General features: G+C 59.5%; 25 protein-coding genes and 1 pseudogene. 9 read left to right on the forward strand and 17 right to left on the reverse strand.

Annotation, left to right across the window (positions count from 1 at the left end; translation table 11 throughout):
• Positions 1-15 precede the first annotated feature (15 nt).
• From spoT to ACOI8A_RS12845, 4 genes are all read right to left on the reverse strand, one after another.
• The gene (spoT, locus tag ACOI8A_RS12830) at positions 16-2121 is read right to left on the reverse strand and encodes a bifunctional GTP diphosphokinase/guanosine-3',5'-bis pyrophosphate 3'-pyrophosphohydrolase (RefSeq protein ID WP_420649260.1); all 2106 of its coding nucleotides are present in this window, start codon (positions 2119-2121) and stop codon (positions 16-18) included.
• 57 nt (positions 2122-2178) lie between these two features.
• Complete coding sequence (gene rpoZ, locus ACOI8A_RS12835; RefSeq protein WP_007894670.1) at positions 2179-2442, reverse strand: DNA-directed RNA polymerase subunit omega; 264 nt, start codon at positions 2440-2442, stop codon at positions 2179-2181.
• A gap of 168 nt (positions 2443-2610) precedes the next feature.
• A complete protein-coding gene (gmk, locus tag ACOI8A_RS12840; RefSeq protein WP_420651318.1) occupies positions 2611-3231 on the reverse strand; it encodes a guanylate kinase in 621 nt (206 codons plus the stop codon).
• Between the two features lie 12 nt (positions 3232-3243).
• Complete coding sequence (locus tag ACOI8A_RS12845) at positions 3244-4107, reverse strand: YicC/YloC family endoribonuclease (protein ID WP_420649258.1); 864 nt, start codon at positions 4105-4107, stop codon at positions 3244-3246.
• 269 nt (positions 4108-4376) lie between these two features.
• Here ACOI8A_RS12845 and rph point away from each other — a divergent pair, with 269 nt between their 5' ends.
• Both rph and ACOI8A_RS12855 read left to right on the forward strand, forming a co-directional pair.
• On the forward strand, positions 4377-5099 hold the full coding sequence (rph, locus tag ACOI8A_RS12850; RefSeq protein ID WP_420649257.1) for a ribonuclease PH: 723 nt from the start codon (positions 4377-4379) through the stop codon (positions 5097-5099).
• Between the two features lie 28 nt (positions 5100-5127).
• The gene (locus ACOI8A_RS12855; RefSeq protein WP_420649256.1) at positions 5128-5496 is read left to right on the forward strand and encodes a DUF4870 domain-containing protein; all 369 of its coding nucleotides are present in this window, start codon (positions 5128-5130) and stop codon (positions 5494-5496) included.
• A gap of 63 nt (positions 5497-5559) precedes the next feature.
• On the opposite strand, the gene ACOI8A_RS12860 is transcribed toward ACOI8A_RS12855, so the two are convergent.
• Positions 5560-6339: an exodeoxyribonuclease III gene (locus ACOI8A_RS12860; RefSeq protein ID WP_003229491.1), complete on the reverse strand. Its 780-nt coding sequence runs from the start codon at positions 6337-6339 to the stop codon at positions 5560-5562.
• Between the two features lie 82 nt (positions 6340-6421).
• Here ACOI8A_RS12860 and pyrE point away from each other — a divergent pair, with 82 nt between their 5' ends.
• A complete protein-coding gene (pyrE, locus tag ACOI8A_RS12865; protein WP_420649255.1) occupies positions 6422-7066 on the forward strand; it encodes an orotate phosphoribosyltransferase in 645 nt (214 codons plus the stop codon).
• A 45-nt stretch (positions 7067-7111) separates the two neighbouring features.
• Here pyrE and ACOI8A_RS12870 read toward each other — a convergent pair whose 3' ends face one another.
• The 7 genes and pseudogenes from ACOI8A_RS12870 to coaBC all read right to left on the reverse strand — a co-directional run bounded on the left by ACOI8A_RS12870 (position 7112) and on the right by coaBC (position 12705).
• Positions 7112-7495: a hypothetical protein gene (locus ACOI8A_RS12870; RefSeq protein WP_420649254.1), complete on the reverse strand. Its 384-nt coding sequence runs from the start codon at positions 7493-7495 to the stop codon at positions 7112-7114.
• Positions 7482-8054, reverse strand: a complete 573-nt coding sequence (locus tag ACOI8A_RS12875) for a hypothetical protein (RefSeq protein WP_420649253.1) — start codon at positions 8052-8054, stop codon at positions 7482-7484. Before ACOI8A_RS12875 ends, ACOI8A_RS12870 begins: the two co-directional genes overlap by 14 nt.
• Before the next feature lie 18 nt (positions 8055-8072).
• Positions 8073-8300, reverse strand: coding sequence for a hypothetical protein (locus tag ACOI8A_RS12880; protein WP_420649252.1), 228 nt, complete (start codon positions 8298-8300; stop codon positions 8073-8075).
• Positions 8301-8500: 200 nt separating this feature from the next.
• The gene (gene argB, locus ACOI8A_RS12885; RefSeq protein ID WP_109626724.1) at positions 8501-9406 is read right to left on the reverse strand and encodes an acetylglutamate kinase; all 906 of its coding nucleotides are present in this window, start codon (positions 9404-9406) and stop codon (positions 8501-8503) included.
• 24 nt (positions 9407-9430) lie between these two features.
• A pseudogene (locus ACOI8A_RS12890) lies at positions 9431-10807 on the reverse strand (phosphomannomutase/phosphoglucomutase); the annotation flags it as partial.
• Positions 10808-11035: 228 nt separating this feature from the next.
• A complete protein-coding gene (gene dut, locus ACOI8A_RS12895) occupies positions 11036-11491 on the reverse strand; it encodes a dUTP diphosphatase (RefSeq protein WP_420649251.1) in 456 nt (151 codons plus the stop codon).
• Positions 11492-11496: 5 nt separating this feature from the next.
• Positions 11497-12705, reverse strand: a complete 1209-nt coding sequence (gene coaBC, locus ACOI8A_RS12900) for a bifunctional phosphopantothenoylcysteine decarboxylase/phosphopantothenate--cysteine ligase CoaBC (RefSeq protein WP_420649250.1) — start codon at positions 12703-12705, stop codon at positions 11497-11499.
• Positions 12706-12840: 135 nt separating this feature from the next.
• Between coaBC and radC the strand changes: the two genes are divergently transcribed.
• Entirely contained in the window at positions 12841-13515 is a 675-nt protein-coding gene (radC, locus tag ACOI8A_RS12905; protein WP_420649249.1) for a RadC family protein, read from the forward strand.
• Positions 13516-13655: 140 nt separating this feature from the next.
• Here the strand turns inward: radC and ACOI8A_RS12910 are convergent, their stop codons facing one another.
• Positions 13656-15242, reverse strand: a complete 1587-nt coding sequence (locus ACOI8A_RS12910; RefSeq protein ID WP_420649248.1) for an ABC transporter substrate-binding protein — start codon at positions 15240-15242, stop codon at positions 13656-13658.
• Positions 15243-15689: 447 nt separating this feature from the next.
• Here ACOI8A_RS12910 and rpmB point away from each other — a divergent pair, with 447 nt between their 5' ends.
• Positions 15690-15923: a 50S ribosomal protein L28 gene (gene rpmB, locus ACOI8A_RS12915; RefSeq protein WP_007920377.1), complete on the forward strand. Its 234-nt coding sequence runs from the start codon at positions 15690-15692 to the stop codon at positions 15921-15923.
• A gap of 11 nt (positions 15924-15934) precedes the next feature.
• Entirely contained in the window at positions 15935-16090 is a 156-nt protein-coding gene (rpmG, locus tag ACOI8A_RS12920; RefSeq protein ID WP_016772554.1) for a 50S ribosomal protein L33, read from the forward strand.
• Positions 16091-16198: 108 nt separating this feature from the next.
• On the opposite strand, the gene ACOI8A_RS12925 is transcribed toward rpmG, so the two are convergent.
• The 3 genes from ACOI8A_RS12925 to ACOI8A_RS12935 form a co-directional block, all read right to left on the reverse strand.
• On the reverse strand, positions 16199-16507 hold the full coding sequence (locus ACOI8A_RS12925) for a hypothetical protein (protein ID WP_420649247.1): 309 nt from the start codon (positions 16505-16507) through the stop codon (positions 16199-16201).
• Positions 16508-16620: 113 nt separating this feature from the next.
• Positions 16621-16830: an I78 family peptidase inhibitor gene (locus ACOI8A_RS12930; protein WP_420649246.1), complete on the reverse strand. Its 210-nt coding sequence runs from the start codon at positions 16828-16830 to the stop codon at positions 16621-16623.
• Between the two features lie 159 nt (positions 16831-16989).
• Positions 16990-17352 (reverse strand): cupin domain-containing protein, encoded by a 363-nt coding sequence (locus ACOI8A_RS12935; RefSeq protein ID WP_420649245.1) that lies wholly within the window; start codon positions 17350-17352, stop codon positions 16990-16992.
• A gap of 240 nt (positions 17353-17592) precedes the next feature.
• Between ACOI8A_RS12935 and ACOI8A_RS12940 the strand changes: the two genes are divergently transcribed.
• Both ACOI8A_RS12940 and ACOI8A_RS12945 read left to right on the forward strand, forming a co-directional pair.
• Positions 17593-19086 (forward strand): aldehyde dehydrogenase, encoded by a 1494-nt coding sequence (locus ACOI8A_RS12940; protein WP_420649244.1) that lies wholly within the window; start codon positions 17593-17595, stop codon positions 19084-19086.
• A gap of 265 nt (positions 19087-19351) precedes the next feature.
• On the forward strand, positions 19352-20494 hold the full coding sequence (locus ACOI8A_RS12945) for an MFS transporter (protein WP_420649243.1): 1143 nt from the start codon (positions 19352-19354) through the stop codon (positions 20492-20494).
• 80 nt (positions 20495-20574) lie between these two features.
• On the opposite strand, the gene ACOI8A_RS12950 is transcribed toward ACOI8A_RS12945, so the two are convergent.
• Positions 20575-22143 (reverse strand): phospholipase D family protein, encoded by a 1569-nt coding sequence (locus ACOI8A_RS12950; RefSeq protein ID WP_420649242.1) that lies wholly within the window; start codon positions 22141-22143, stop codon positions 20575-20577.
• Positions 22144-22487: 344 nt separating this feature from the next.
• Here ACOI8A_RS12950 and ACOI8A_RS12955 point away from each other — a divergent pair, with 344 nt between their 5' ends.
• Positions 22488-23147, forward strand: coding sequence for a DUF1120 domain-containing protein (locus ACOI8A_RS12955; RefSeq protein ID WP_420649241.1), 660 nt, complete (start codon positions 22488-22490; stop codon positions 23145-23147).
• Positions 23148-23283 lie beyond the last annotated feature (136 nt).

Here is a 23283-nt window from a genome sequence, read left to right on the forward strand (position 1 = left end):
CTTGTAATGTTGAATTTATGCACGCATGCGGGTGATGCGGATCACCCCGGTCAGTGCGCGCAGTTTCTTGATCACGCGGGCCAGGTGCACACGGTCGTGGACGCTGACCACCAACTGGACAACGCTGATGCGACCATCGCGTTCGTCCATGCTGATTTTCTCGATATTGCCGTCGGCCGCATTGACGCTGCTGGCCAGCAGGGCGATCAGGCCGCGCTGGTGTTCCAGCTCGACGCGCAGTTCGACGTTGAATTCGCCGGTGACATCCTTGGCCCACGAGAGCTGGATGCATTTTTCCGGGTTGTGCCGGATTTCGCTGATGTTGCGGCAGTTGTCCAAGTGCACGACCATGCCTTTGCCCGCTGACAGGTGGCCGACAATCGGGTCGCCCGGGATCGGCGTGCAGCATTTGGCGTAGCTGAGTACCAAGCCTTCGGTGCCGCGAATCGCCAGCGGACCTTCCGGACTTGGCAACTGTTCGCCTTCGCCGAGCAGGCGTCGCGCCACAACATAGGCCATGCGGTTGCCCAGACCAATGTCTTCAAGCAAGTCTTCGATCAGTTCAAGGCGGTACTCGCTGAGCATGGCTTTGACGCGTTCGGCCGGGATGTTCTCCAGCGCGCTGTCGAAACCGTTGAGCACCTTGTTCAGCAAGCGTTCGCCGAGGCTGATGGACTCGGAGCGGCGTTGCAGCTTAAGCGCGTGGCGAATGTGCGTACGCGCCTTGCCGGTGACCACGAAGTTGAGCCACGCCGGGTTCGGCCGTGCGCCGGGGGCGCTGACGATCTCGACCGTGGAGCCACTTTGCAGCGGTTCCGACAGCGGCGCGAGACGTCGGTTGATCCGGCAGGCGATGCAGCTGTTGCCGACGTCGGTGTGCACCGCGTAGGCAAAGTCGACCGCCGTGGAGCCTTTGGGCAGCTCCATGATCCGGCCTTTGGGCGTGAATACGTAGACCTCGTCCGGGAACAGGTCGATCTTCACGCTCTCGATGAATTCCAGCGAGTTGCCGGCACGTTGCTGCATTTCCAGCACGCCTTTGACCCACTGGCGCGCGCGGGCGTGAGTGCCTTTCGGCTGCTCGTCGCCGCTGGATTTGTACAGCCAATGAGCGGCGATGCCGTTGTTGGCCATCTCTTCCATTTCACGGGTGCGGATCTGGATCTCGATCGGTACACCGTGCATGCCGAACAGCGTGGTGTGCAGCGACTGATAGCCGTTGGCCTTGGGGATTGCGATGTAATCCTTGAAGCGCCCCGGCAACGGTTTGTACAAATTATGAACAGCGCCCAGCACGCGGTAGCAGGTATCGACCTTGTCGACGATGATCCGGAACGCGTAGACGTCCATGATCTCGTTGAAGGCCCGACGCTTGCCGCGCATTTTCTTGTAGATGCCGTAGAGGTGTTTCTGGCGGCCACTGACTTCGCCCTGGATCTCGTCGATCGCCAGGCAATGGCTCAGCGACTCTTCGATCTTGTTGACGATTTCCTTGCGGTTGCCCCGGGCGCGTTTGACCGCCTGGTAGATCCGCGCGGAACGCATCGGGTGCATGGCCTTGAAGCCGAGGTCTTCGAACTCTATGCGAATGGCGTGCATGCCCAGCCGGTTGGCGATGGGGGCATAGATCTCGAGGGTTTCCTTGGCGATGCGTCGGCGTTTTTCGCCGGACAGCACTTCCAGCGTGCGCATGTTGTGCAGGCGGTCGGCAAGCTTGACCAGGATCACGCGAATGTCGCGGGCCATGGCCATGGCCATTTTCTGGAAGTTTTCGGCCTGGGCTTCGGCTTTGGTCTCGAAATTCATCTGGGTCAGTTTGCTGACCCCGTCGACCAGTTCGGCCACGGTTTCACCGAACTGCGCTTGCAGCGCTTCTTTGGCGATCCCGGTGTCTTCGATCACGTCATGCAGCATCGCAGCCATCAGGCTCTGATGGTCCATGTGCATGTCGGCAAGAATATTTGCCACGGCAAGAGGATGCGTGACATACGCCTCGCCACTGCGGCGGCGTTGGCCGTCGTGGGCTTGTTCGGCGTAGAAATACGCTCGGCGGACCAGGTTGACCTGGTCTTTGCCGAGGTAGGCCGATAAGCGATCGGCGAGGGCGTCTATGCTCGGCATGATGACTCCTGCCGTACGTTGTGACCCTGCGCCGTGCTACGTCGACCAGGCATAGGCTTAGACGGCCTCGTTGGACTCGTCCTCGAACGCTGCGAACAGCGGTTCGTCTTCGACGATTTCAGCGTTGGCGATGAACTCGTAGCTCATCAGGCCTTCAGCGATTTCACGCAGCGCTACAACGGTAGGCTTGTCGTTTTCCCACTGAACCAGTGGCTCTTTGCCGCCGGTGGCCAGTTGACGGGCACGTTTGGTGGACAGCATGACCAGCTCAAAACGGTTTTCCACGTGGTTCAGGCAGTCTTCAACGGTTACGCGGGCCATGGTATTCCTCGGAGCGAATGCAAGATGCGCGCTGCCCGGTTGGGCGAGCGGACTGAGCAGTTTAAAAAAACACCAGCGATTAGGGAAGCGCTGATTTTTTGACCAGCCTCTTCAACGCGCTGCAAGTGCCAATTTAAAGCCCTTGCAGCGGTTTTGGGAAGTGCTGTTTCAGCCGAGTAATTCGGCCAGCAGTTTGCCGAAACGCACCTGTTGGCGCTTTTGTTGCAGCTGATTGGCGCGGAAAATCGCCTTCAGGTCGTCCAGCGCATGGGCGAAATCGTCGTTGATGATCAGGTAGTCGTATTCGACGTAGTGGCTCATCTCGTTCACCGCTTCGCGCATCCGTCCGTCGATGATCTCGTCACTGTCCTGGCCGCGATTGGTCAGGCGCTGATGCAATGCTTGCAGCGACGGCGGCAGAATGAACACCGAGCGGGCCTGCGGCATCAGCTTGCGCACTTGCTTGGCGCCCTGCCAGTCGATTTCCAGAATCAGGTCGTGGCCTTCGTCCAGGGTCTGTTGCAGATGGCTTTGCGAGGTGCCGTAGAAGTTGCCGAACACTTCGGCGCGCTCGAGAAAATCACCGTGCTCGCCCATCTTTACAAAGTCTTCGCGGGTCACGAAGTGGTAGTTCACGCCGTCGACTTCACCAGGGCGCATGGCGCGCGTGGTGTGCGAGACCGAAACGCGGATCTCCGGAATGGCGTCAGTCAGGGCCTTGACCAGACTGCTCTTGCCCGCACCCGATGGGGCGGAAATGATGTACAGGGTGCCGGTGCTGTGGGTCATGTCGGGGTAGCCTTACTCAATGTTCTGCACTTGTTCGCGCATCTGTTCGATCAACACTTTGAGGTTGACCGCTGCCTGGGTGCTGCGCGGATCGAAGGCTTTGGAGCCCAGTGTGTTGGCTTCGCGGTTGAGCTCCTGCATCAGGAAGTCCAGCCGGCGACCGGCCGCACCGCCGGATTTGAGCACCCGGCGCACTTCGATGATGTGGGTGCTCAGGCGATCCAGTTCTTCGGCCACGTCGCTCTTTTGCGCGAGGATGACCATTTCCTGTTCCAGGCGCTGCGGGTCGAGCTCGGCCTTCATGTCGGCGAAGCGGTCGAGGACCTTCTGGCGCTGGGTGGCGAGCATCTGCGGTACCAGTTCGCGCAAGGTCGTCACGTCTTCTTCAATCGAGGTCAGGCGCTCGTTGATCAAGCGCGCCAGCTCCGCGCCTTCGCGCTCGCGGCCGGCCTTGAGTTCTTTCAGGCCTTGATTGAACAGCGCCAGCGCTTCGGCGTTGAGCGCTTGTGGATCAGTTGCGTCGCCCACCAGCACGCCGGGCCACGCCAGCACTTCCAGCGGATTCAGCGCGGCCGGATTCTTGATCAGGCCGGCGATGGTTTCAGCGGCAGCGACCAGTTGCGCGGCGCGTTCGCGATCCACTTGCAGGGCTTTGCCAGTGCTTTCTTCGGTGAAACGCAGGGTGCATTCGAGTTTGCCGCGCGACAAACCCTGACGCAGCGCTTCACGGACGGCGCCTTCGAGGTCGCGAAACGACTCCGGCAGACGCAGATGGGGTTCCAGGTAGCGGCTGTTGACCGAGCGCAGTTCCCAGCTCAGGGTGCCCTGGACGCCGGCTTTCTCGACGCGGGCGAAGGCGGTCATGCTGTGCACCATGGTGGTACCTCGCAATGCAGATCGGCGCAGAACCGAGGTTCTGCGGCCACGATCTCAATGAATGTAAGCCGACTGGCAGCAAAGGCGCAGGATTGTAGCGCAGTGCAGCGAATGCGCCCAAACACACGGTGTGACAAAGGGCTGCAGGCCGTCGGTAATCTGCGTTTCACGGGCTTCAACCGTCGGGCCGAATTTTTAACCCGTGCCCAGGCGCGGTGCACGGCTCTATAATGCTCGGCAGTTTTCCGTCCCCAGTACAGGTATCTCCTATGAAACGTCCAAGTGGTCGCGTTGCCGATCAGCTCCGCTCGATCCGCATTACCCGCAACTACACCAAGCACGCCGAAGGATCGGTACTGGTCGAATTCGGCGATACCAAAGTCATCTGCACCGTCAGCGTCGAAAATGGCGTGCCGCGTTTCCTCAAAGGTCAGGGCCAAGGCTGGTTGACTGCTGAATACGGCATGCTGCCGCGCGCTACTGGCGAGCGTAATCAGCGTGAAGCGAGCCGTGGCAAGCAGGGCGGCCGTACTCTGGAGATCCAGCGTCTGATCGGTCGCTCGCTGCGCGCTGCGCTGGACATGTCCAAACTGGGCGACGTGACCCTCTACGTCGATTGCGACGTGATCCAGGCTGACGGCGGCACCCGCACCGCGTCGATCACCGGCGCCATGGTTGCACTGGTTGATGCGCTGAAAGTGATCAAGAAGCGTGGCGGTCTGAAGGGCGGCGACCCGCTCAAGCAAATGATCGCCGCCGTGTCCGTGGGCATGTACCAGGGCGAGCCAGTGTTGGATCTCGACTACCTTGAAGACTCCGCAGCCGAGACCGACCTCAACGTCGTGATGACCAGCACCGGTGGCTTCATCGAAGTGCAGGGTACCGCCGAAGGCGCGCCGTTCCAGCCTGAAGAGCTGAACGCCATGCTCGAACTGGCCAAGAAAGGCATGAACGAAATCTTCGAACTGCAGACCGCCGCACTGGCTGACTGATTCGGTTCACAACCGCAAGGAGAATGCGATGAGTGATGAGCAACAGTTGCTGCCCAAGCCGAGCCAGGAGGTTCGTCAGTGGGCGATGTTTTGCCACTTGTCGGCCTTGTTGGGGTTCTGGATTCCATTCGGCAACCTGATCGGGCCGCTGATTCTCTGGCAGATGAAACGCGAGAAGGATCCGTTTATCGATGCTCAGGGCAAGGAAGCGCTGAATTTTCAGATCACCGTGGCGATTGCTTCGATGATCAGCTTCTTCCTGATGCTGTTGGTGATCGGTTTCTTCCTGCTCGGGCTGGTGGCCATTGGCGCGCTGGTGCTGACGATCATTGCCGGGGTCAAGGCTAACGAGGGTGTGCCTTATCGTTATCCGTTTACCTGGCGGGTGATCAAATAGCGATCAGTCGCCCACAAAAAACCGACATCACTGTCGGTTTTTTTGTGTCTGCGAAAAGACGCTTCAGATCGTCAGCGTCCAGTCGTAGTCCACGATCAGCGGCGCATGCTGCGAGAAGCGTGGCTGACGCGGCAGGCGCGCGCTGCGTACAAAGCGACGCAGGCCCGGGGTCAGCAGCTGGTAATCGAAGCGCCAGCCGAGGTTAAGCATCTCGGCCTGTTCGTTATCCGGCCACCAGCTGTACTGATCACCTTCACGGCTGACTTCGCGCAGGGCGTCGACATAACCCATGTTGCCGACAATCTCGTCCATCCAGGCGCGTTCTGGCGCCAGGAAGCCCGGAGATTGCTGGCTGTCGCGCCAGTTCTTGATGTCGAGCTTCTGCTGCGCGACGTACAGCGAGCCACAATAAATGTACTCGCGACGTTTACGCCGCTGCTTGTCCAGGTACTTGCCGAAGTCGTCCATGAGCTTGAACTTCTGGTTCAAGTCTTCGTCGCCGTTCATCCCCGAAGGGAGCAGCAAAGTGGCAATACTGACTTTGTCGAAATCTGCTTGCAGGTAGCGCCCGTAGCGGTCGGCCGTCTCGAAACCGAGACCGCTGATGACAGCCTTCGGTTGCAACCGCGAGTACAAAGCCACGCCACCTTGGGCGGGTACTTCGGCATCGCAGGCATAAAGGAAGTAGCCATCCAGTTGGAAGGCTGGGTCATCCAGTTCAAAGGCGGAGGCACGGGTGTCCTGCAGGCAGATGACGTCGGCATTCTGTGCCTGCAGCCAACTGAGCAAACCACGCTCGACTGCAGCCTGAATACCATTGACGTTCACACTGATGATCCGCATAAATGGCCCCAAAAATCGCGTGCGTGTATGATACACGGCGTCAAGCTAATTAGCTAAATCCGTGGTATTTGGGGTTTTTTTCATGCAAACGTATCAGCGCGATTTCATTCGTTTTGCCATCGATCGCGGCGTTTTGCGCTTCGGTGAGTTCACCCTGAAGTCCGGGCGCACCAGTCCTTACTTCTTCAATGCCGGCCTGTTCAACTCAGGTTCCGCGCTGGCGCAGCTGGGTCGTTTCTACGCCGCAGCCATCGCTGAAAGCGGCATTTCCTTCGACGTGTTGTTCGGCCCGGCCTACAAAGGCATTCCGCTGGCGGCGACCACCGCGGTCGCGCTGGCTGAACATCACGACCGTGATTTGCCATGGTGTTTCAACCGCAAGGAAGCCAAGGCTCACGGCGAAGGCGGCAGCTTGGTCGGCGCACCGTTGACCGGCGACGTGCTGATCATCGACGACGTGATCACCGCGGGCACCGCAATCCGTGAAGTGATGCAGATCATCGCTTGTCAGGACGGCGCCAAGGCAGCCGGCGTGCTGATCGCGCTGAACCGTCAGGAGCGTGGCAACGGCGAGTTATCAGCGATCCAGGAAGTCGAGCGTGACTTCGGCATTCCAGTCATCAGTATCGTTTCGCTGAATCAAGTACTGGAATTCCTCGCTGACGATCCGCAGCTCAAACAACATCTGCCAGCAGTCGAAGCCTACCGCGCGCAATTCGGCGTTTGAGAATCAAAGGCCCTGTGAAAACAGGGCCTTTTTTTCAACTCAAAATCAACGCAGATGAAGCCACTTGGCGATGAGCTGCCAGCTCAGCCAGATGTTGAGTGCCGCGAATCCAAGTAGCGCCCAGGCCATCATTACGTAAAGCGTGCGACCCACATCGAAATTCCACAGATCCAGCGTGCTCGTGCGCACGATTTCTACGGTCGCCGGCAGGTTGATGTAGAACAGCGCCGTGAAACCGCAGCTCAATGGCAACGCGCATCCGAATAGCGTTCTGCGCACTTGTCCTCGACTGCGTTTTCTGGCCAATGGGCCTGACTGGGTTGCATCCAGGTCCAATGCCGCGCGCAGTCCGGGCCACGCCAGATTGAACAGAAAAGTCGTCAGGGTCAGCAGCAAGCCACTGACCGCGACGATGTCACTGAACGGCATTCAGGCCGAGTGTCTGGCACAACAATGCGTGGGAATCTTCGCTGATCTCGAATTGCCCGGCACTGCCTTTGCGCTTGGTGATGGGTTTGAAGGTCGGCTCGTTTTGAGTGATCAGCATGTTCAGCTCATCGCGGATGACATCCGAACTGATGACCACCAGATACACGTTCTGCGAGTGCTCGGCAGACTCGACTACCGCGCGCATGCTGTGTTGCAGAATGTCGTCGAGTTGATTGCGAAAGCGCGAAACGGTGTTCTTGAGCAGGGTTTTGCTCTGGCTTTGGGTCAATTGAAAAATCGTCGATATCTGCGACTCGGTCGGCAATGTTTGCTCGAAGTAGCTTTGGATCAGATAGAGCAAACGATCCTGCTTGGCTTCGTCGGCCCGGCTCGGCATGCCGCCCTCGACTAGCATTTTCAGGTATTCGGTCAAGCTCGCCTTGGCGATACGTTGCAAGGCGCCGGCGATTTGCGCATCGGTGATTCGCAGGGTTTTCTTGACCGGCTCCTTTTGCTCCTGCTCGAAAGCAGCGGCGTCTATCGTGAACGAGATCTGCATGGCTCAGTCACTCCGAGGTTATCGTCCGCTGCCGGTCGGTTTTCTGGCTGTTTCCGATGGATCCTGGGGCGCATCACCTTGGCCGGTCAGCACTTTCCAGCCCTTGAGCGGGTGGGAGGCTGGCGTAAAGTCGGGGCAGGGCGGCATCGACGTATTTGACTTGCCCGAATACTCTCGGCCGCAGTCGGCGCACGCGTAGGTACCTGCTGAAATATCACTGCCGTAAGGAACGTTGTCTTTTTGCATGGTAAATCTCCGGTGGATGAGGGGAAGATCCTAGGGAGATTTGTTCTGAGGCGATGTCGGACGTTTCGTTGATTTGGGTCGGACGTTTCTTGCGCGCATAAAAAAATCGCAGCCTTCGTCAGTTCCTACGGGAATTTCGTACATCCGAAATCCCGCTTTGCAGGAGCTGCCGCAGGCTGCGAACTTTTGCGTTTCAGCTATCAGGGACGCTTGCGATTACTGATCAGCGTGCCCACACCGGTGTCGGTGAAGATTTCCAGCAGGATCGCGTTTGGTACACGACCGTCGATGATCAGCGAGCTACCAACGCCACCCTGAACCGCTTCCAGTGCGCAGCGGATCTTCGGCAACATGCCGCCGTAGATCGTGCCGTCGGCGATCAGGTCGTCGACTTGCTGGGTTGTCAGGCCGGTCAGTACCGTGCCGGACTTGTCCATCAAACCGGCGATGTTGGTCAGCAGCATCAGCTTTTCGGCCTTCAGCGCCTCGGCGACTTTACCCGCCACCAGGTCAGCGTTGATGTTGTACGACTCGCCATTGGCGCCGACGCCGATTGGCGCGATCACCGGGATGAAATCGCCTTTGACCAGCAGATTCAGCAGGTCGGTGTTGATCCCGACCACTTCACCTACCTGGCCGATGTCGATGATTTCCGGCTGGGTCATCTCCGGCGTCTGACGGGTCACGGTGAGCTTTTTCGCACGAATCAGCTCGGCGTCTTTACCGGTCAGGCCGATGGCGCTGCCGCCATGCCGGTTGATCAGGTTGACGATGTCCTTGTTGACCTGGCCGCCGAGGACCATTTCCACCACGTCCATGGTCTGGGCGTCGGTGACGCGCATGCCATCGATGAAGTGGCTCTCGATCGACAGGCGCTTGAGCAGATCACCGATCTGCGGACCGCCGCCGTGGACTACGACCGGGTTGATGCCCACGGCTTTCATCAAGACGATGTCGCGGGCGAAGCCGGTTTTCAGCTCCTCGCTTTCCATCGCGTTGCCGCCGTATTTGATCACCAGCGTCTTGCCGACGTAGCGGCGGATGTAAGGCAGCGCTTCGGACAGGACCTTGGCGGTGTTGGCGGCGGCTTCGCGTTCGAGGGTCATTCAGGGCTCCGGGTGAATCAGAAATCAGAACGGTAGTTGGAGATCAGGTGCAACGCGCTTCAACTGGGCGTGGAATACGTCCTTGATGCGTTGCAATTCAGCCTCGTCATCGGCCTCGAAGCGCAGCACCAGCACCGGTGTGGTGTTGGACGCGCGCACCAGGCCCCAGCCTTTGGCGTAGTCGACTCGCACGCCGTCGATGGTGGTCAGGTCAGCGCCTTCGCCCCACTGCGCGTCGTGCAATGCATCAATGATGCTGAATTTGCTCTCTTCGGTCACATGGATATTGATTTCCGGCGTAGAAATATCATTCGGGAAGGTCGCAAACAGCTCTTCCGCGGTGGATTTTTCCTTGCTGAGGATTTCCAGCAGCCGTGCGGCGCTGTAAATGCCGTCGTCGAAACCGAACCAGCGTTCCTTGAAGAAGATATGCCCGCTCATTTCACCGGCCAACAGCGCGCCGGATTGTTTCATCTTCTTTTTGATCAACGAGTGACCGGTCTTCCACATTAGCGGCCGACCGCCATATTGCTTGATCAGCGGCACCAGGCGGCGGGTGCATTTGACGTCAAAGATCACTTCCGCGTCCGGGTTGCGCGCCAGTACGTCGCGGGCAAACAGCATCAGCAGACGATCCGGGAAAACGATGGTGCCGGTGTTGGTCACCACGCCGACACGGTCACCGTCGCCGTCGAAGGCCAAGCCGATATCGGCGTTGGTCTCTTTGACTTTGGCGATCAGGTCGACAAGGTTTTCCGGTTTGCCCGGGTCCGGGTGATGGTTCGGGAAGTTGCCGTCGACCTCGCAGAACAGCGGGATGACTTCGCAGTTCAGTGCTTCGATCAGTTGCGGGGCGATCACGCCGGCCGCGCCGTTGCCGCAGTCGACCACGACTTTCAGGCGCCGCGCCAGTTTGATGTCCTGGACGATTTCGGTGTTGTAGCGGTCGAGGATTTCGACCTGGGTCACGCTGCCCTGGCCACTGCTCAGGTTGTTGCTCTTGAGGCGTTCGTGCAGGGCCTGAATCTGTTCGTTGGCGAGGGTGTCGCCGGCGATCACGATCTTGAAGCCGTTGTAGTTCGACGGGTTATGGCTGCCGGTGAGCATCACCCCGGACTTGCCGGCCAATACGTTGGCGGCGTAGTACAGCGCAGGCGTTGGCACCAGGCCGACATCGCTGACGTGGCAGCCGCTTTCGGCGATACCACGGATCAATTCAGCGACCAGCTCCGGGCCGGACAGGCGCCCGTCACGGCCGACCGACACGTTTGGTTCGCCCTGGGCCAGGCTCTGCGAGCCGATGGCGCGGCCGATCCAGTAAGCGGTTTCGCCGTTCAGAAATTCCGGCACGGTGCCGCGGATGTCGTAGGCGCGGAAGATGCTGTCGGGAAGTTTCGGGGCAACGAGGGCGGGGGTGGTCATCTGCGGAAATGCTCCATCTCAAAAGTGACTGGACAGACCGACGACTGATTCGACGGCAAGCTCAAACTGAAGGGTATGACGGCGTTTTCCACAGAGAGTTCGTGGTATGAAAGGGCCATGACACCGCGAACGGCGCGGCTTTGGTCAGCTAATGCCTTGATTTTCATGCCGAGGGAGAAGACTCCCTCAGTATGATTTTCTGTCGGTTTACTTGGTGCCGGAATGCCCGAAACCACCCGCGCCGCGCTCGGTTTCAACGAACTCTTCAACCATTTCGAAATGCGCCTGCACCACCGGTACCAGCACCAGTTGCGCCAGACGCTCGCCGATGGTCATGGTGAAATCGGTCTGGCCACGGTTCCAGCAAGACACCATCAGCGGGCCTTGGTAATCGGAGTCGATCAAGCCGACCAGATTGCCCAGTACGATGCCGTGCTTATGGCCCAGGCCCGAGCGCGGCAGGATCAGCGCCGCCAGATTCGGGTCGCCGATGTACACCGACAGACCGGTAGGGATCAGCACGGTTTCACCCGGTTTGATCACGATGTCCTGTTGCAGCATGGCGCGCAGGTCGAGGCCGGCGGAACCCGGAGTGGCGTATTGCGGCAGCGGGAATTCAGTACCGATGCGTGGGTCGAGGATCTTGGCTTGCAAAGCGTGCATGTAAATTAAACCTGGTTCAGACGTTCGGCGATAAAAGTGACGAGCTGGCGAGCAATCTTGCTCTTGCTGGTCTGGGCGAAAACCGTGGCGTGCAGCGCACGGTCGATGACGCTGCAGGCGTTTTCTTCGCTGTTGAAACCGATGCTCGGGTTGGCGACGTCGTTGGCGACGATCAAATCGAGATTCTTGTCCTTGAGCTTGCGTGCAGCGTAGTCGAGCAGGTGTTCGGTCTCGGCGGCAAAGCCGACACTGAACGGACGGTCGGGACGGGTCGCGATGGTGGCCAGGATGTCCGGGTTACGCACCATTTGCAGGACGAAGCCGTCACCGCTCGTAGGGTCTTTCTTGAGTTTTTGTGGGGCGATGACTTCTGGACGGTAGTCCGCGACCGCAGCCGAGGAAATGAACACGTCGCACGGGATCGCGGCTTCGCAGGCGGCGAGCATGTCGCGGGCGCTGACCACGTCGATGCGCGTGACCCGATCCGGCGTCGGCAAGTGCACCGGGCCGCTGATCAGCGTGACGCGGGCGCCAGCTTCAGCCGCAGCTTCGGCCAAGGCAAAGCCCATTTTCCCGGAGCTGTGGTTAGTGATGTAACGCACCGGGTCGATGTTTTCCTGCGTCGGGCCGGCTGTAATCACCACGTGTTTGCCGGTCAGCGCCTGGCGCTGGAAGCAGTCCGCCGCGCATTGGGCGAGATCTGTAGCTTCCATCATGCGGCCCATGCCGACGTCGCCGCAGGCCTGGCTGCCGGAGGCCGGGCCAAAGGTCTTCAGGCCACGGCTTTCGAGCAGTTGCAGGTTGGCTTGCGTCGCCGGATCGCGCCACATCGCCTGATTCATCGCTGGAGCCACAGCCACGATGGCGTCGGTGGCCAGCACCAGCGTGGTCAAAAGATCGTTGGCAATGCCTTGGGCCAGACGCGCGAGCAGGTCGGCGGTAGCCGGGGCGATCAGCACCAGATCCGCCCATTTCGCCAGCTCGATGTGGCCCATCGCCGCTTCGGCGGCCGGGTCGAGCAGGTCGAGGTGCACCGGGTGGCCGGACAGCGCCTGCATGGTCAGCGGGGTGATGAACTCGCTGCCGCCACGGGTCATGACCACGCGCACTTCGGCGCCCTGGTCGATCAGGCGGCGAACCAGGTCGGCGCTCTTGTAGGCAGCAATGCCACCGCCGACGCCCAGAACGATGCGTTTCCGATACAGCCGCTGCATAGGTCTGCCTTTGATTTCGTGGGTGACATACGTGGCGAAACCCCCTCCCCAGAGTGAATTCGCCCGCAAAAAAGATGGGCTACGATATCACAGCGACCGCTACGGAACAGCGGCGCCCACAGACAAGGAAGGTGTATGAGTATTCGCGATTGGCCGGCGGCGGAAAGGCCGCGGGAGAAGCTACTTGAACAGGGCTCGGCGAGCCTTTCCGACGCCGAATTGCTGGCGATCTTTTTACGAACCGGCGTCTCCGGGAAAAGCGCAGTGGATCTGGCTCGACACCTGTTGAATCAGTTCGGCAGCCTGCGCGTGCTGCTGGAGGCCGATCTTGCGGCGTTCAGTAAACAATTGGGACTGGGGCCAGCAAAGTTTGCGCAGTTGCAGGCTGTACTGGAAATGGGGCGGCGACATCTGGCCGAGCGCATGCGCCACAAACCCGCACTGGAAAATCCGCAAGTGGTACGCGATTACCTCAAGGCCATGCTGCGCCACGAGCCGCACGAGGTATTTGGTTGCCTGTTTCTGGATTCCAAGCACCAAGTGCTGACCTTCGAAGCGCTGTTTCGCGGCTCCATCGACAACACCAGCGTGCATCCCCGGGAAGTGGTGAAACGTTCCCTGGCGAACAACGCGGCGGCGGTGATCCTCTGTCACAACCATCCGTCGGGGAACAGCGATCCCAGTCAGGCGGACAAGCTGCTGACCAAGCGCTTGCAGAAGGCTCTGGAGTTGATCGACGTGCGCGTGCTCGATCACTTCATCGTCGGGGATGGTGAGCCGTTGTCGATGGCGGAGTGTGGCTGGATGTAAGTGCTGAGCAAAAGCTTTTGTGGCGAGGGAGCTTGCTCCCGCTGGGCTGCGCAGCGGCCCCAAATATCTTGTGAGCGCTGCGCGCTCAAGCGGGAGCAAGCTCCCTCGCCACAGGAATGCATTTCGGCAGTTACATGGCGTTACTTCAGACTGACTTTGGAATAGTCCTGCCGTCCAAACGGGCTCACCGAGTAACCCTGCACGTCCTTGCGTGTCAGCGCATACGCCGTCGGGTGCGCCAGCGGCAGCCACAGCGCCTGCTGCTGAATCTGCGCCTGCGCCTGTTCGTAGAGCTTGGTGCGCACGCCTTGTTCGCTGGTGGTCTTGCCGGCGCTGATCAGCTTGTCCAGATCGGCGTTGCAGTAGCGCGCGAAGTTGGTGCCGGACTTGACCGCCGCGCAGGAAAACTGCGGCGTGAGGAAGTTGTCCGGGTCACCGTTGTCGCCGGCCCAACCCATGAAGAGCAGGTCATGCTCGCCAGCCTTGGCGCGACGGATCAACTCGCCCCACTCGATCACGCGGATCTCCGCCTGAATGCCGATTTCCGCCAGATCCGACTGCAACATCTGCGCGCCGAGGCTTGGATTCGGATTGAGCAGGCTGCCTGACGGGCGCGTCCAGATGGTGGTCTGGAAACCGTCCTTCAAGCCGGCCTTGGCCATCAGCGCCTTGGCTTTCTGCACATCGTGGGCATAACCGGGCAAACCTTTGGCGTAGCTCCAGGTGTTCGGCGGGTACGGACCGTTAGCGGCTTCGGCGGTGTCTTCGAACACCGCCTTGAGGTAGTTGGCCTTGTCGAAGGCGAGGTTGATCGCCTGGCGCACTTCCGGCTTGTCCAGCGGCGGGTGCTGGCTGTTGATACCAACGAAAGCGGTCATGAACGCGTCAGTCTTTTCGACTTTCAGTGTCGGCTCTTTCAGCGCTGCCTGTACGTCCAATGGCTTGGGCGACAGTGCAATCTGGCACTCGTTACGCTTGAGCTTTTGCAGGCGTACGTTGGCGTCCGGGGTAATTGCGAAGATCAGCGGGTCCACCGCAGGCTTGCCGCGGAAATAGTCCGGATTGGCCTTGTAGCGCACCGCAGCGTCTTTCTGGAACCGGGTAAAGACGAACGGGCCGGTGCCGATTGGCTGGCTGTTGAGCTTGTCGGTCGCGCCTGCCTTCAACAGTTTGTCGGCGTATTCGGCGGAGTAGATCGAGGCGAAACCCATACTCAGCGTCGCGAGAAACGTAGAGTCCGGGTGATCGAGGGTGAAACGCACGGTCAGCGGGTCGAGTGCGTCGATCTTCTTGATCAACGCGGGCAACTGCATCGATTGCGCATGCGGAAATCCGCTCTGCGCCACTTTGTGCCACGGGTTGGCCGGGTCGAGCATGCGGTCGAAGCTGAACTTGACGTCTTCGGCGCTCAGTTCGCGGCTCGGCTTGAAGTAGTCGGTGCTGTGAAATTTCACCTGCGGATGCAGCTTGAACACGTAGGTCAGGCCGTCGGTGCTGACTTCCCAACTGTCAGCGAGGCTCGGGACGACCTTGCCACTGGCGGTGTCGAAATCCACGAGGCGGTTCATCAGCACGTCGGCCGAGGCGTTGGTGGTGGTGAGCGAGTTGTACTGCACCACGTCGAACCCTTCAGGGCTGGCCTCGGTGCAGACGCTCAGGGCGGCAGCCTGGGCCAGTGGGCTGAGCAACAGCGGGGCAAGCAGCAGGGGTAGGGCAGCGAGGCGCATGGTGGGAATCCTTTACAGAACGAAGGCCCATCTGCAAGTGCAGTCTGGAAAAGTCCTACCCTAGTGGTCGCGATTGCAAATGACTATCCCCTTTTTGCTTTTTTGGGGTCGGGTGACTGGCGTTCTGATGCGGGCTGCGTAGTGAAAATTCTGAAATCGGCGCTCTTGCGAATTTTCTTCGACGAATGGTAAAAGCTGCCGATAGCCTTTGTCTGAGGCGCCTGCGGCCAGAAAAATCAGCTTTTTAGCGGTTCATTGCACACGGAAAGTTGTTGCTCTGCGGTCTTTCTGGTATAAAGCAGCGCTCTTTTCTAGGGGCCCGGTTCCTTCGCTTGTAAGTGAAGCCGGTAAGACCTCTGAAGAAACGCGGCGCCTGGCGCCAAATGACTGAGAGATTAAGCGGCCAACCCATGCCGGGTTGGGCATGTGGTTTTAGAGGGCTGAGGCATGTCGAGAGTATGTCAAGTTACCGGTAAGGGTCCGGTGACTGGGAATAACATTTCCCACGCAAACAACAAAACCCGTCGTCGTTTCCTGCCGAACCTGCAGCATCACCGCTTCTGGGTTGAAGAAGAGAAACGTTTTGTGCGTCTGCGCGTATCTGCTAAAGGCATGCGTATCATCGACAAGCGTGGCATCACTGTCGTGCTCGCCGAACTTCGCCGCGATGGCAAGATTTAAGGGAGCTAATCATGCGTGAATTGATTCGTTTGATCTCGAGCGCCGGTACTGGTCACTTCTACACTACCGACAAGAACAAGCGTACTACCCCGGACAAAATCGAGATCAAGAAATATGACCCGGTTGTTCGCAAGCACGTGATGTACAAGGAAGGCAAAATCAAGTAATTGATTTTTCCGGACTTACGAAAAAGGCCCGTATCTCACGATACGGGCCTTTTTTGTTGCCTGTTGAGCCGGAATCGGTCACCTGCTCAGCAGCGGCAGGTCAGTGGATCAGCCGCACTGGACGTGGCTGTAGACGTTTCCTTTCGCGCTGAACACACGGAGGCGATCGCTGCGGTATTCCTGGGTATAAATCTCCCCGGTTTTTTCATGGCGTACGGTTGCTGCCCCCGACATCTCGCGTAGCTCTTCCAGAAGCTGTGGGGTAACTGCGGTCTCTACGAGGGGGTTGTATGCGAAGTTGCCATCGCACTGGCTTGGTCGAGCTGCATTGTCGGAGGCCGAGGCTTCGACGGCTGCGAAGCTGATTGCCAGCAGGGCGGTCAGGGCTGCGCCCTTTAGAGAATTCATTCTGGTCATGTTATTTCCTTGTTTGATGGTTAAAGCGCCTCGTTTCCTTGAGGCGTGATGAAACGGTACCGAACGGCCTGTTGCCGAGTGCGGTACATATGGATGACTTGTGGGATTGGCAATCAACCGCAGATCAGTTCGATGATCTCGTCGCGTGCGTTGACCAGTACCCGGATGCGATCCGGTTTGGGCAAGAGATTGAACATATCTTCCGGCCGCTCCAGTCGATGCTTTTGCACCCCCGCAGCGTCGCGAATGGCGCTCAGGGTTTCAGGGGTGGCGACTTGGCCGACAGCAAATTGCGCGGCGTTGATGTTGCAGAAATCAGGCATGGTGCCTCCTTGCGTTCTATTCGGATTGAGGCGCTCGCCGGTCAATGCTGCCGAAACGTCCGTGTCGGTAGGAATTTTTCCGGTGTATGAGCGCCGTAGCGAAGTTTCACTCAGAAGCACCGCACACGTCTTACTCAGGTCGTCACTGGCTGTGTCAGATCAGGCTTTCTGTTCGAAGATCACATAAACCTTGCGGCACGCCTCCAGCACTTCCCAGGTGCCACGGAAACCCGCCGGAATCACAAACCGGTCGCCAACACGCAAGGTCTTGGCATTGCCGTCGCTGTCACGCAACACCGAAACGCCCTGAAGGATTTCGCAGTATTCGTGCTCGGTGTAGTTCACCAGCCATTGGCCGATGGCGCCTTCCCATACGCCGGCGCCCATCTGCCCACACGGGCTGTCGTATTGATTAAATACGGCTTGCTCGGGATCGCCCTTGAGCACTTTGGCCGGATCCGGGCGATAGCGCTCGGCCTGGTCCATGGTCAGGCTGATGTCGACGATGTTCTGGATGTTCATTGTTGTTATCCCCCCGTAAATACAGCGCGATTGACTGGAAAGGGCCAAAGTCTATGTTGATTAAAATCAACACTGCAAGGTCATATGGCGACCTTATGTCAAATATATTGAAACAACCCCGGCCGCTGGTTTAGGGTGGCGGGTGCCTCTGGCCGAAAGAACGGCTGGCCGGGCAGAATTTTTGAGGACGCTGGCGAAGATCGCGCGGCGCTCGTATTCAACAAGCGGAGGACACTCGAAATGACCACCCTGACTCGTGCCGATTGGGAACAACGCGCCCGCGACCTGAAAATCGAAGGCCGCGCTTATCTCAATGGCGAGTACACCGATGCCGTCTCCGGCGAGACCTTCGAGTGCATCAGCCCGGTCGATGGCCGTCTGCTGGGCAAGATTGCCAGCTGTGACGCCGCCGATGCCCAGCGCGCCGTGGAAAATGCTCGCGCCACGTTCAATTCCGGTGCCTGGTCGCGTCTGGCGCCTGCCAAACGCAAAGCCACCATGATCCGCTTCGCCGGCCTGCTCAAGCAGCACGCCGAAGAACTGGCCCTGCTCGAAACTCTCGACATGGGCAAGCCGATCAGCGATTCGCTGCACATCGATATTCCAGGTGCGGCGCAAGCGCTGAGCTGGAGCGGTGAAGCGATCGACAAGATCTACGACGAAGTCGCCGCCACTCCGCACGATCAGTTGGGTCTGGTGACCCGCGAGCCGGTTGGCGTTGTCGCTGCCATCGTGCCGTGGAACTTCCCGCTGATGATGGCCTGCTGGAAACTCGGCCCGGCGCTGTCGACCGGTAACTCGGTGATCCTCAAGCCGTCGGAAAAATCGCCGCTGACTGCTATCCGTATTGCAGCGCTGGCGGTCGAAGCCGGCATCCCGAAAGGCGTGCTCAACGTGCTGCCGGGCTACGGTCACACCGTCGGCAAAGCCTTGGCTTTGCACAATGACGTCGACACACTGGTGTTCACCGGTTCGACCAAGATCGCCAAGCAGCTGATGATCTATTCCGGCGAATCGAACATGAAGCGCGTGTGGCTGGAGGCCGGTGGCAAGAGCCCGAATATCGTGTTCGCCGACGCGCCGGATCTGCAAGCCGCCGCTGAATCCGCCGCTGGCGCCATCGCCTTCAACCAGGGCGAAGTGTGCACCGCTGGTTCGCGTCTGCTGGTCGAGCGTTCGATCAAGGACAAATTCCTGCCAATGGTGATCGAGGCGCTGAAAACCTGGAAGCCGGGCAATCCGCTGGACCCGGAGACCAACGTCGGTGCGCTGGTGGATACCCAGCAGATGAATACCGTGCTGTCGTACATCGAATCCGGTCACGCCGATGGCGCCAAACTGGTGGCTGGCGGCAAGCGCATTCTTCAGGAAACTGGCGGCACTTACGTCGAGCCGACGATTTTCGACGGCGTGAGCAACGCGATGAAAATTGCTCAGGAAGAAATCTTCGGCCCGGTGTTGTCGGTCATCACGTTCGACACCGCCGAAGAAGCGATCCAGATCGCCAACGACACGCCGTACGGCCTGGCGGCAGCGGTGTGGACTCAGGACATCTCCAAGGCGCACCTGACCGCCAAGGCACTGCGCGCCGGCAGCGTGTGGGTCAACCAGTACGACGGCGGAGACATGACGGCGCCGTTCGGTGGTTTCAAACAGTCGGGCAACGGTCGCGACAAGTCGCTGCATGCGTTCGACAAGTACACCGAACTGAAGGCGACGTGGATCAAGTTGTAAACCGCTGATGGGGGCCTGCTCAGCCAGGCTCCCGAACGCTGCAGAGATCTCCTGTGGGAGCGAGTCTTTGTGGTGAGGGGGCTTGCCCCCGTTCGGCTGCGCAGCAGTCGCAAAACCAGTGCGCGAGGTGTTCCTGAAACACCTCTATGGCAGGTTTTGGGGCCGCTTCGCGACCCAGCGGGGGCAAGCCCCCTCGCCACAAAGGCTCGCTCCCACAGTGTTTTGTATGAGTACGAAAAAATAATTATCCACAGGAGCGTGGGCCATGCGTTGGGCGACGTATTTCGCCGTGTTGGCGTCTGTCTTGAGTGTCGGCCTGGCGCTTGGTGTCAGCATGCCGCTGGTGTCGTTGCGTCTGGAGAGCTGGGGTTATGGTTCGTTCGCGATTGGCGTGATGGCGGCGATGCCGGCAATTGGCGTGTTGCTTGGGGCGAAGATTTCCAGTCATCTGGCGGCGCGTTTCGGTACGGCCAATCTGATGCGCTTGTGCTTGTGGGCCGGCGCGTTGTCGATCGGTCTGCTGGCGCTGTTGCCGAGTTATCCGGTCTGGTTGGTGCTGCGGCTGATGATCGGGGTGATCCTGACCATCGTGTTCATCCTCGGCGAGAGCTGGATCAATCAACTGGTGGTCGAGCATTGGCGCGGGCGGCTGGTTGCGCTGTATGGCAGCAGTTATGCGCTGAGCCAACTGTCCGGCCCGTTGCTGTTGGGCGCCTTGGGCACAGATCACGATTACGGTTTCTGGGTCGGCGTCATTCTGCTGATCGCTTCGCCCCTTCTGCTGCTGGGCCGCAGCGGGGCGCCGAGCAGCGAGGCCAGCAGTGTCACATTCAGTGATCTGTGGGTCTTCAGTCGTGAGCTCCCGGCGATTGCCTGGGCGGTGTCGCTGTTCGCCGCGTTTGAGGCGATGATCTTGACGCTGCTGCCGGTGTATTGCCTGCGTCAGGGCTTCACGGCTGAAAATGCGCTGGCAATGGTCAGCACCGTAGTGGTCGGCGATGCGCTGCTGCAATTGCCGATTGGTGCGCTGGCGGATCGGCTGTCGCGGCGCACCTTGTTCACCGGCTGCGCAGTGATTCTGATGCTGTCGAGTCTGGCAATTCCGCTGCTCATCGACACCTTGCTGATCTGGCCGCTGTGGGTACTGTTTGGTGCCAGCGCGGGTGGTTTGTTTACCTTGTCGCTAATCCTGATCGGCGAGCGTTATCGCGACGATGCACTGGTGCGCGCCAATGCGCACATTGCGCAACTGTGGGGCGTTGGGTGTCTGGTTGGGCCATTGGCGGCGGGGGCGGGTAGCCAGTGGATCAGCGGGCATGCGCTGCCGTTGCTGATGGCGGCGGGAGCGTTTGGGCTGGTGATTCTGCTGATGCGTCAGGGCGCGTTCGGGACTGTGCAGACCGCTTAAGATCAAAAGATCGCAGCCTGCGGCAGCTCCTACAGTAGATTGCGTTTCAAACTGTAGGAGCTGCCGCAGGCTGCGAGCTGTTAAAGCATCCGCTCAAGTCCGACGTGGGTGCTGAACCACGCATTGAAGCGCCGCCACCAACTTCCTGGCTCCTTGGTCAAAGTGTGCAGTTTTCCGTCGTCCTCGGTCACCCAGACGATGTTGCCATCCTGCAACTTCGCCTCATAACTCAGGGCGGGCGCCATACCCTGCATCGCCAGTTCGCGCACATGCGCCGCCAGTTCCGGGCTGTCCACCAGCACCCCGACTTCGGTATTCCACAGCACCGAGCGCGGGTCGAAATTGAATGAGCCGATGAACGATTTCTGCCCGTCGAAGATCATCGCCTTGCTGTGCAAACTGGAATCAGAGCCGCGAAACGACTTGCTGTAAAACACATGCGGCCCGCTGCCGCCACCGTCGCCGGGCTGGCGGCGCAGTTCGTAGAGTTTTACGCCGTGCTCCAGCAGTGCCTTGCGATAAGGCGCGTAACCGCCGTGTACCGCCGGCACGTCGGTGGCTTCGAGCGCGTTGGTCAGCAGCTTCACCGAGACGCCTGCATCGGCACGCCCAGTCAAGTACACCAGCCCCGGCTGGCCCGGCACGAAGTATGCGGAAATCATGATCAGCTCTTTGCTCACGCCGCGCAGTTCCGGCGCCAGTTGCGTGGTCAACAGCAACTGCGCATCCGGCTCACCCTTGGACAACACCTTGCTCGGCGCATCCCACAGCGCCTGGTTCCAGGCCCAGATCAATTCACGGCGCCAGATATCCATGCGCGGGTCGGTGCGGTACTTCATCAACTGTTGATACAACGCGTGATTCTGTTGGCGGGTTTGCTCGAGGGATTCTTCCAGTCGGGTGCGGGTGTTTTGCAGATCTCTGGCCGACGGTTTGCTGGAGAGGAATTGTTCGATCGGCTTGCTCAGTGCGCTGTTCCAGTACTGATCGAAGCTGTGTCCAAGCTGTTCCGCCACTTGCCCGACGCTGAGCATGTCGATGTCGGTGAAATTGAGGTTTGGCTCGGCATCGAAGTACTCGTCACCCAGATTGCGTCCGCCGACGATCGCCACGCTGTTGTCCGCCAACCAGAGTTTGTTGTGCATGCGCCGGTGTTGCAGCGACAGGTTGAACAGCCGCCCGGCCGCGCGGGTGACACCGGTGCTGCGCCCAAGATGCAGCGGATTGAACAGGCGAATCTGGATCTGTGGATGCGCCGCCAGCGTGGCAATGATCTGGTCGAGACCGTCGCTGGTGGTGTCATCCAGCAGGATGCGCACGCGCACGCCACGGTCGGCGGCTTTCAACAATTCTTCAACGAGCATCCGCGTACTGACGCCGTCGTGCACGATGTAGTACTGCAAATCGAGGCTGGTTTGCGCGTTACGAATCAGTTCGGCGCGGGCGGTGAACGCTTCGGTGCTGTTCGACAGCAGGCGAAAGCCCGACTGACCCTTGTACGGCGCAGCCTGAGCCTGAATCGAGCGGCCAAATGCCGAGCCGTCCGCCGGCAGCGCCTGGCTCGGCTGGCGAGGTGCGCTCAGCGAGGCGCATCCGCCAAGCAGCAGGACGAGCAGCAGTGCAAACGGTAGGGAGTGTCTGGAGCTCAAGTCGGATCATTCCGCGTGTGGCCGAGGCCGGAAGTATGGCACGGCGTTGCTGGCGTGCTACCCAACTCACTGATCAGTCAATCCGACCCGCGCGGTAGAGCGGCGTGTAGCTTATGACTGTCGGCAGGGCGAGAGTTCTTAAACAAATTGAAGAATTTTCCGGCTCACATCAGCTACGCCATGCAGCGATTTTTCCAGCGTCGATCAAGAACCTGCCTTACATCACATCCACGAAGCAATTGGAATAATGGCCGCGCTGATTCCGAGGCAGGACTTTTCCTGTTTTTCAGCAGAAGACGCGCAGCTGGCCGTCATCTTTCGGTTCTTATGGAGTGAGAAATTTCATGCGCAAAACCTTTCGTGCAATTGCTGTGGCAACCGCCCTGTCACCGGTACTGGTCATGGCCGACGGTGCAGATCTGAGCATCACCGGCACTATCATCCCGACCTCGTGTACCCCGGGCTTTACCGGCGGCAACACGGTGCATCTGGGCGATATTTCTGCCGCATCGCTGAACCGCGACCGACAGACCGAACTGGCCAACCACAATGTCACCTTGAGCGTCAGTTGCTCGGCGTCAGCGCCGATGGCGATCAAGGTGCATGACAATCAGTCCCACACCCAGCTGCCGGGCATCGTCGTCGACGGTACCGACTGGCCCCTGTACATCTACGGGATCGGCGAGGTCGGCGGTACCAAGATCGGCGGTTATGGCCTGCGATTCGGTACGCCGACGGTCGATGGGGAGGCTTCGATCGTGATGTACAAGCAAGGTACGGATGCCAATTGGGACGTTCCGGCGCCTGCCACGCTGGTGGGTAAAAACTATGAAGGCAATCTGCGTTATTCGTGGGGTCGCAGCCTGTCTGCCGGGCCGCTTGCAGGGGTGGTGCACATCTTTCCCATGACGCTGGTGCCAGTCATTGGCCCGGCATCGAGTCTGCCGATCACCTCTGCGATCGCCCTCAACGGTTCGGCGACGTTCGAGCTGCTTTACCTCTGACGGGGCGCGCGTCGACGTTTTGCGTCGGCCGCACCAGACACTCTTTGCGGTGACGTCGACAGGCCGCGGCTGCGTGCGCGGCCTGTCATTTCCAATCAACACATCTGGCTGGCCCGTGGCCCGGCATCGATGCCGG

The sequence above is a fragment of the Pseudomonas sp. P4795 genome (genome assembly GCF_048822895.1).
Taxonomy (GTDB): Bacteria; Pseudomonadota; Gammaproteobacteria; order Pseudomonadales; family Pseudomonadaceae; genus Aquipseudomonas.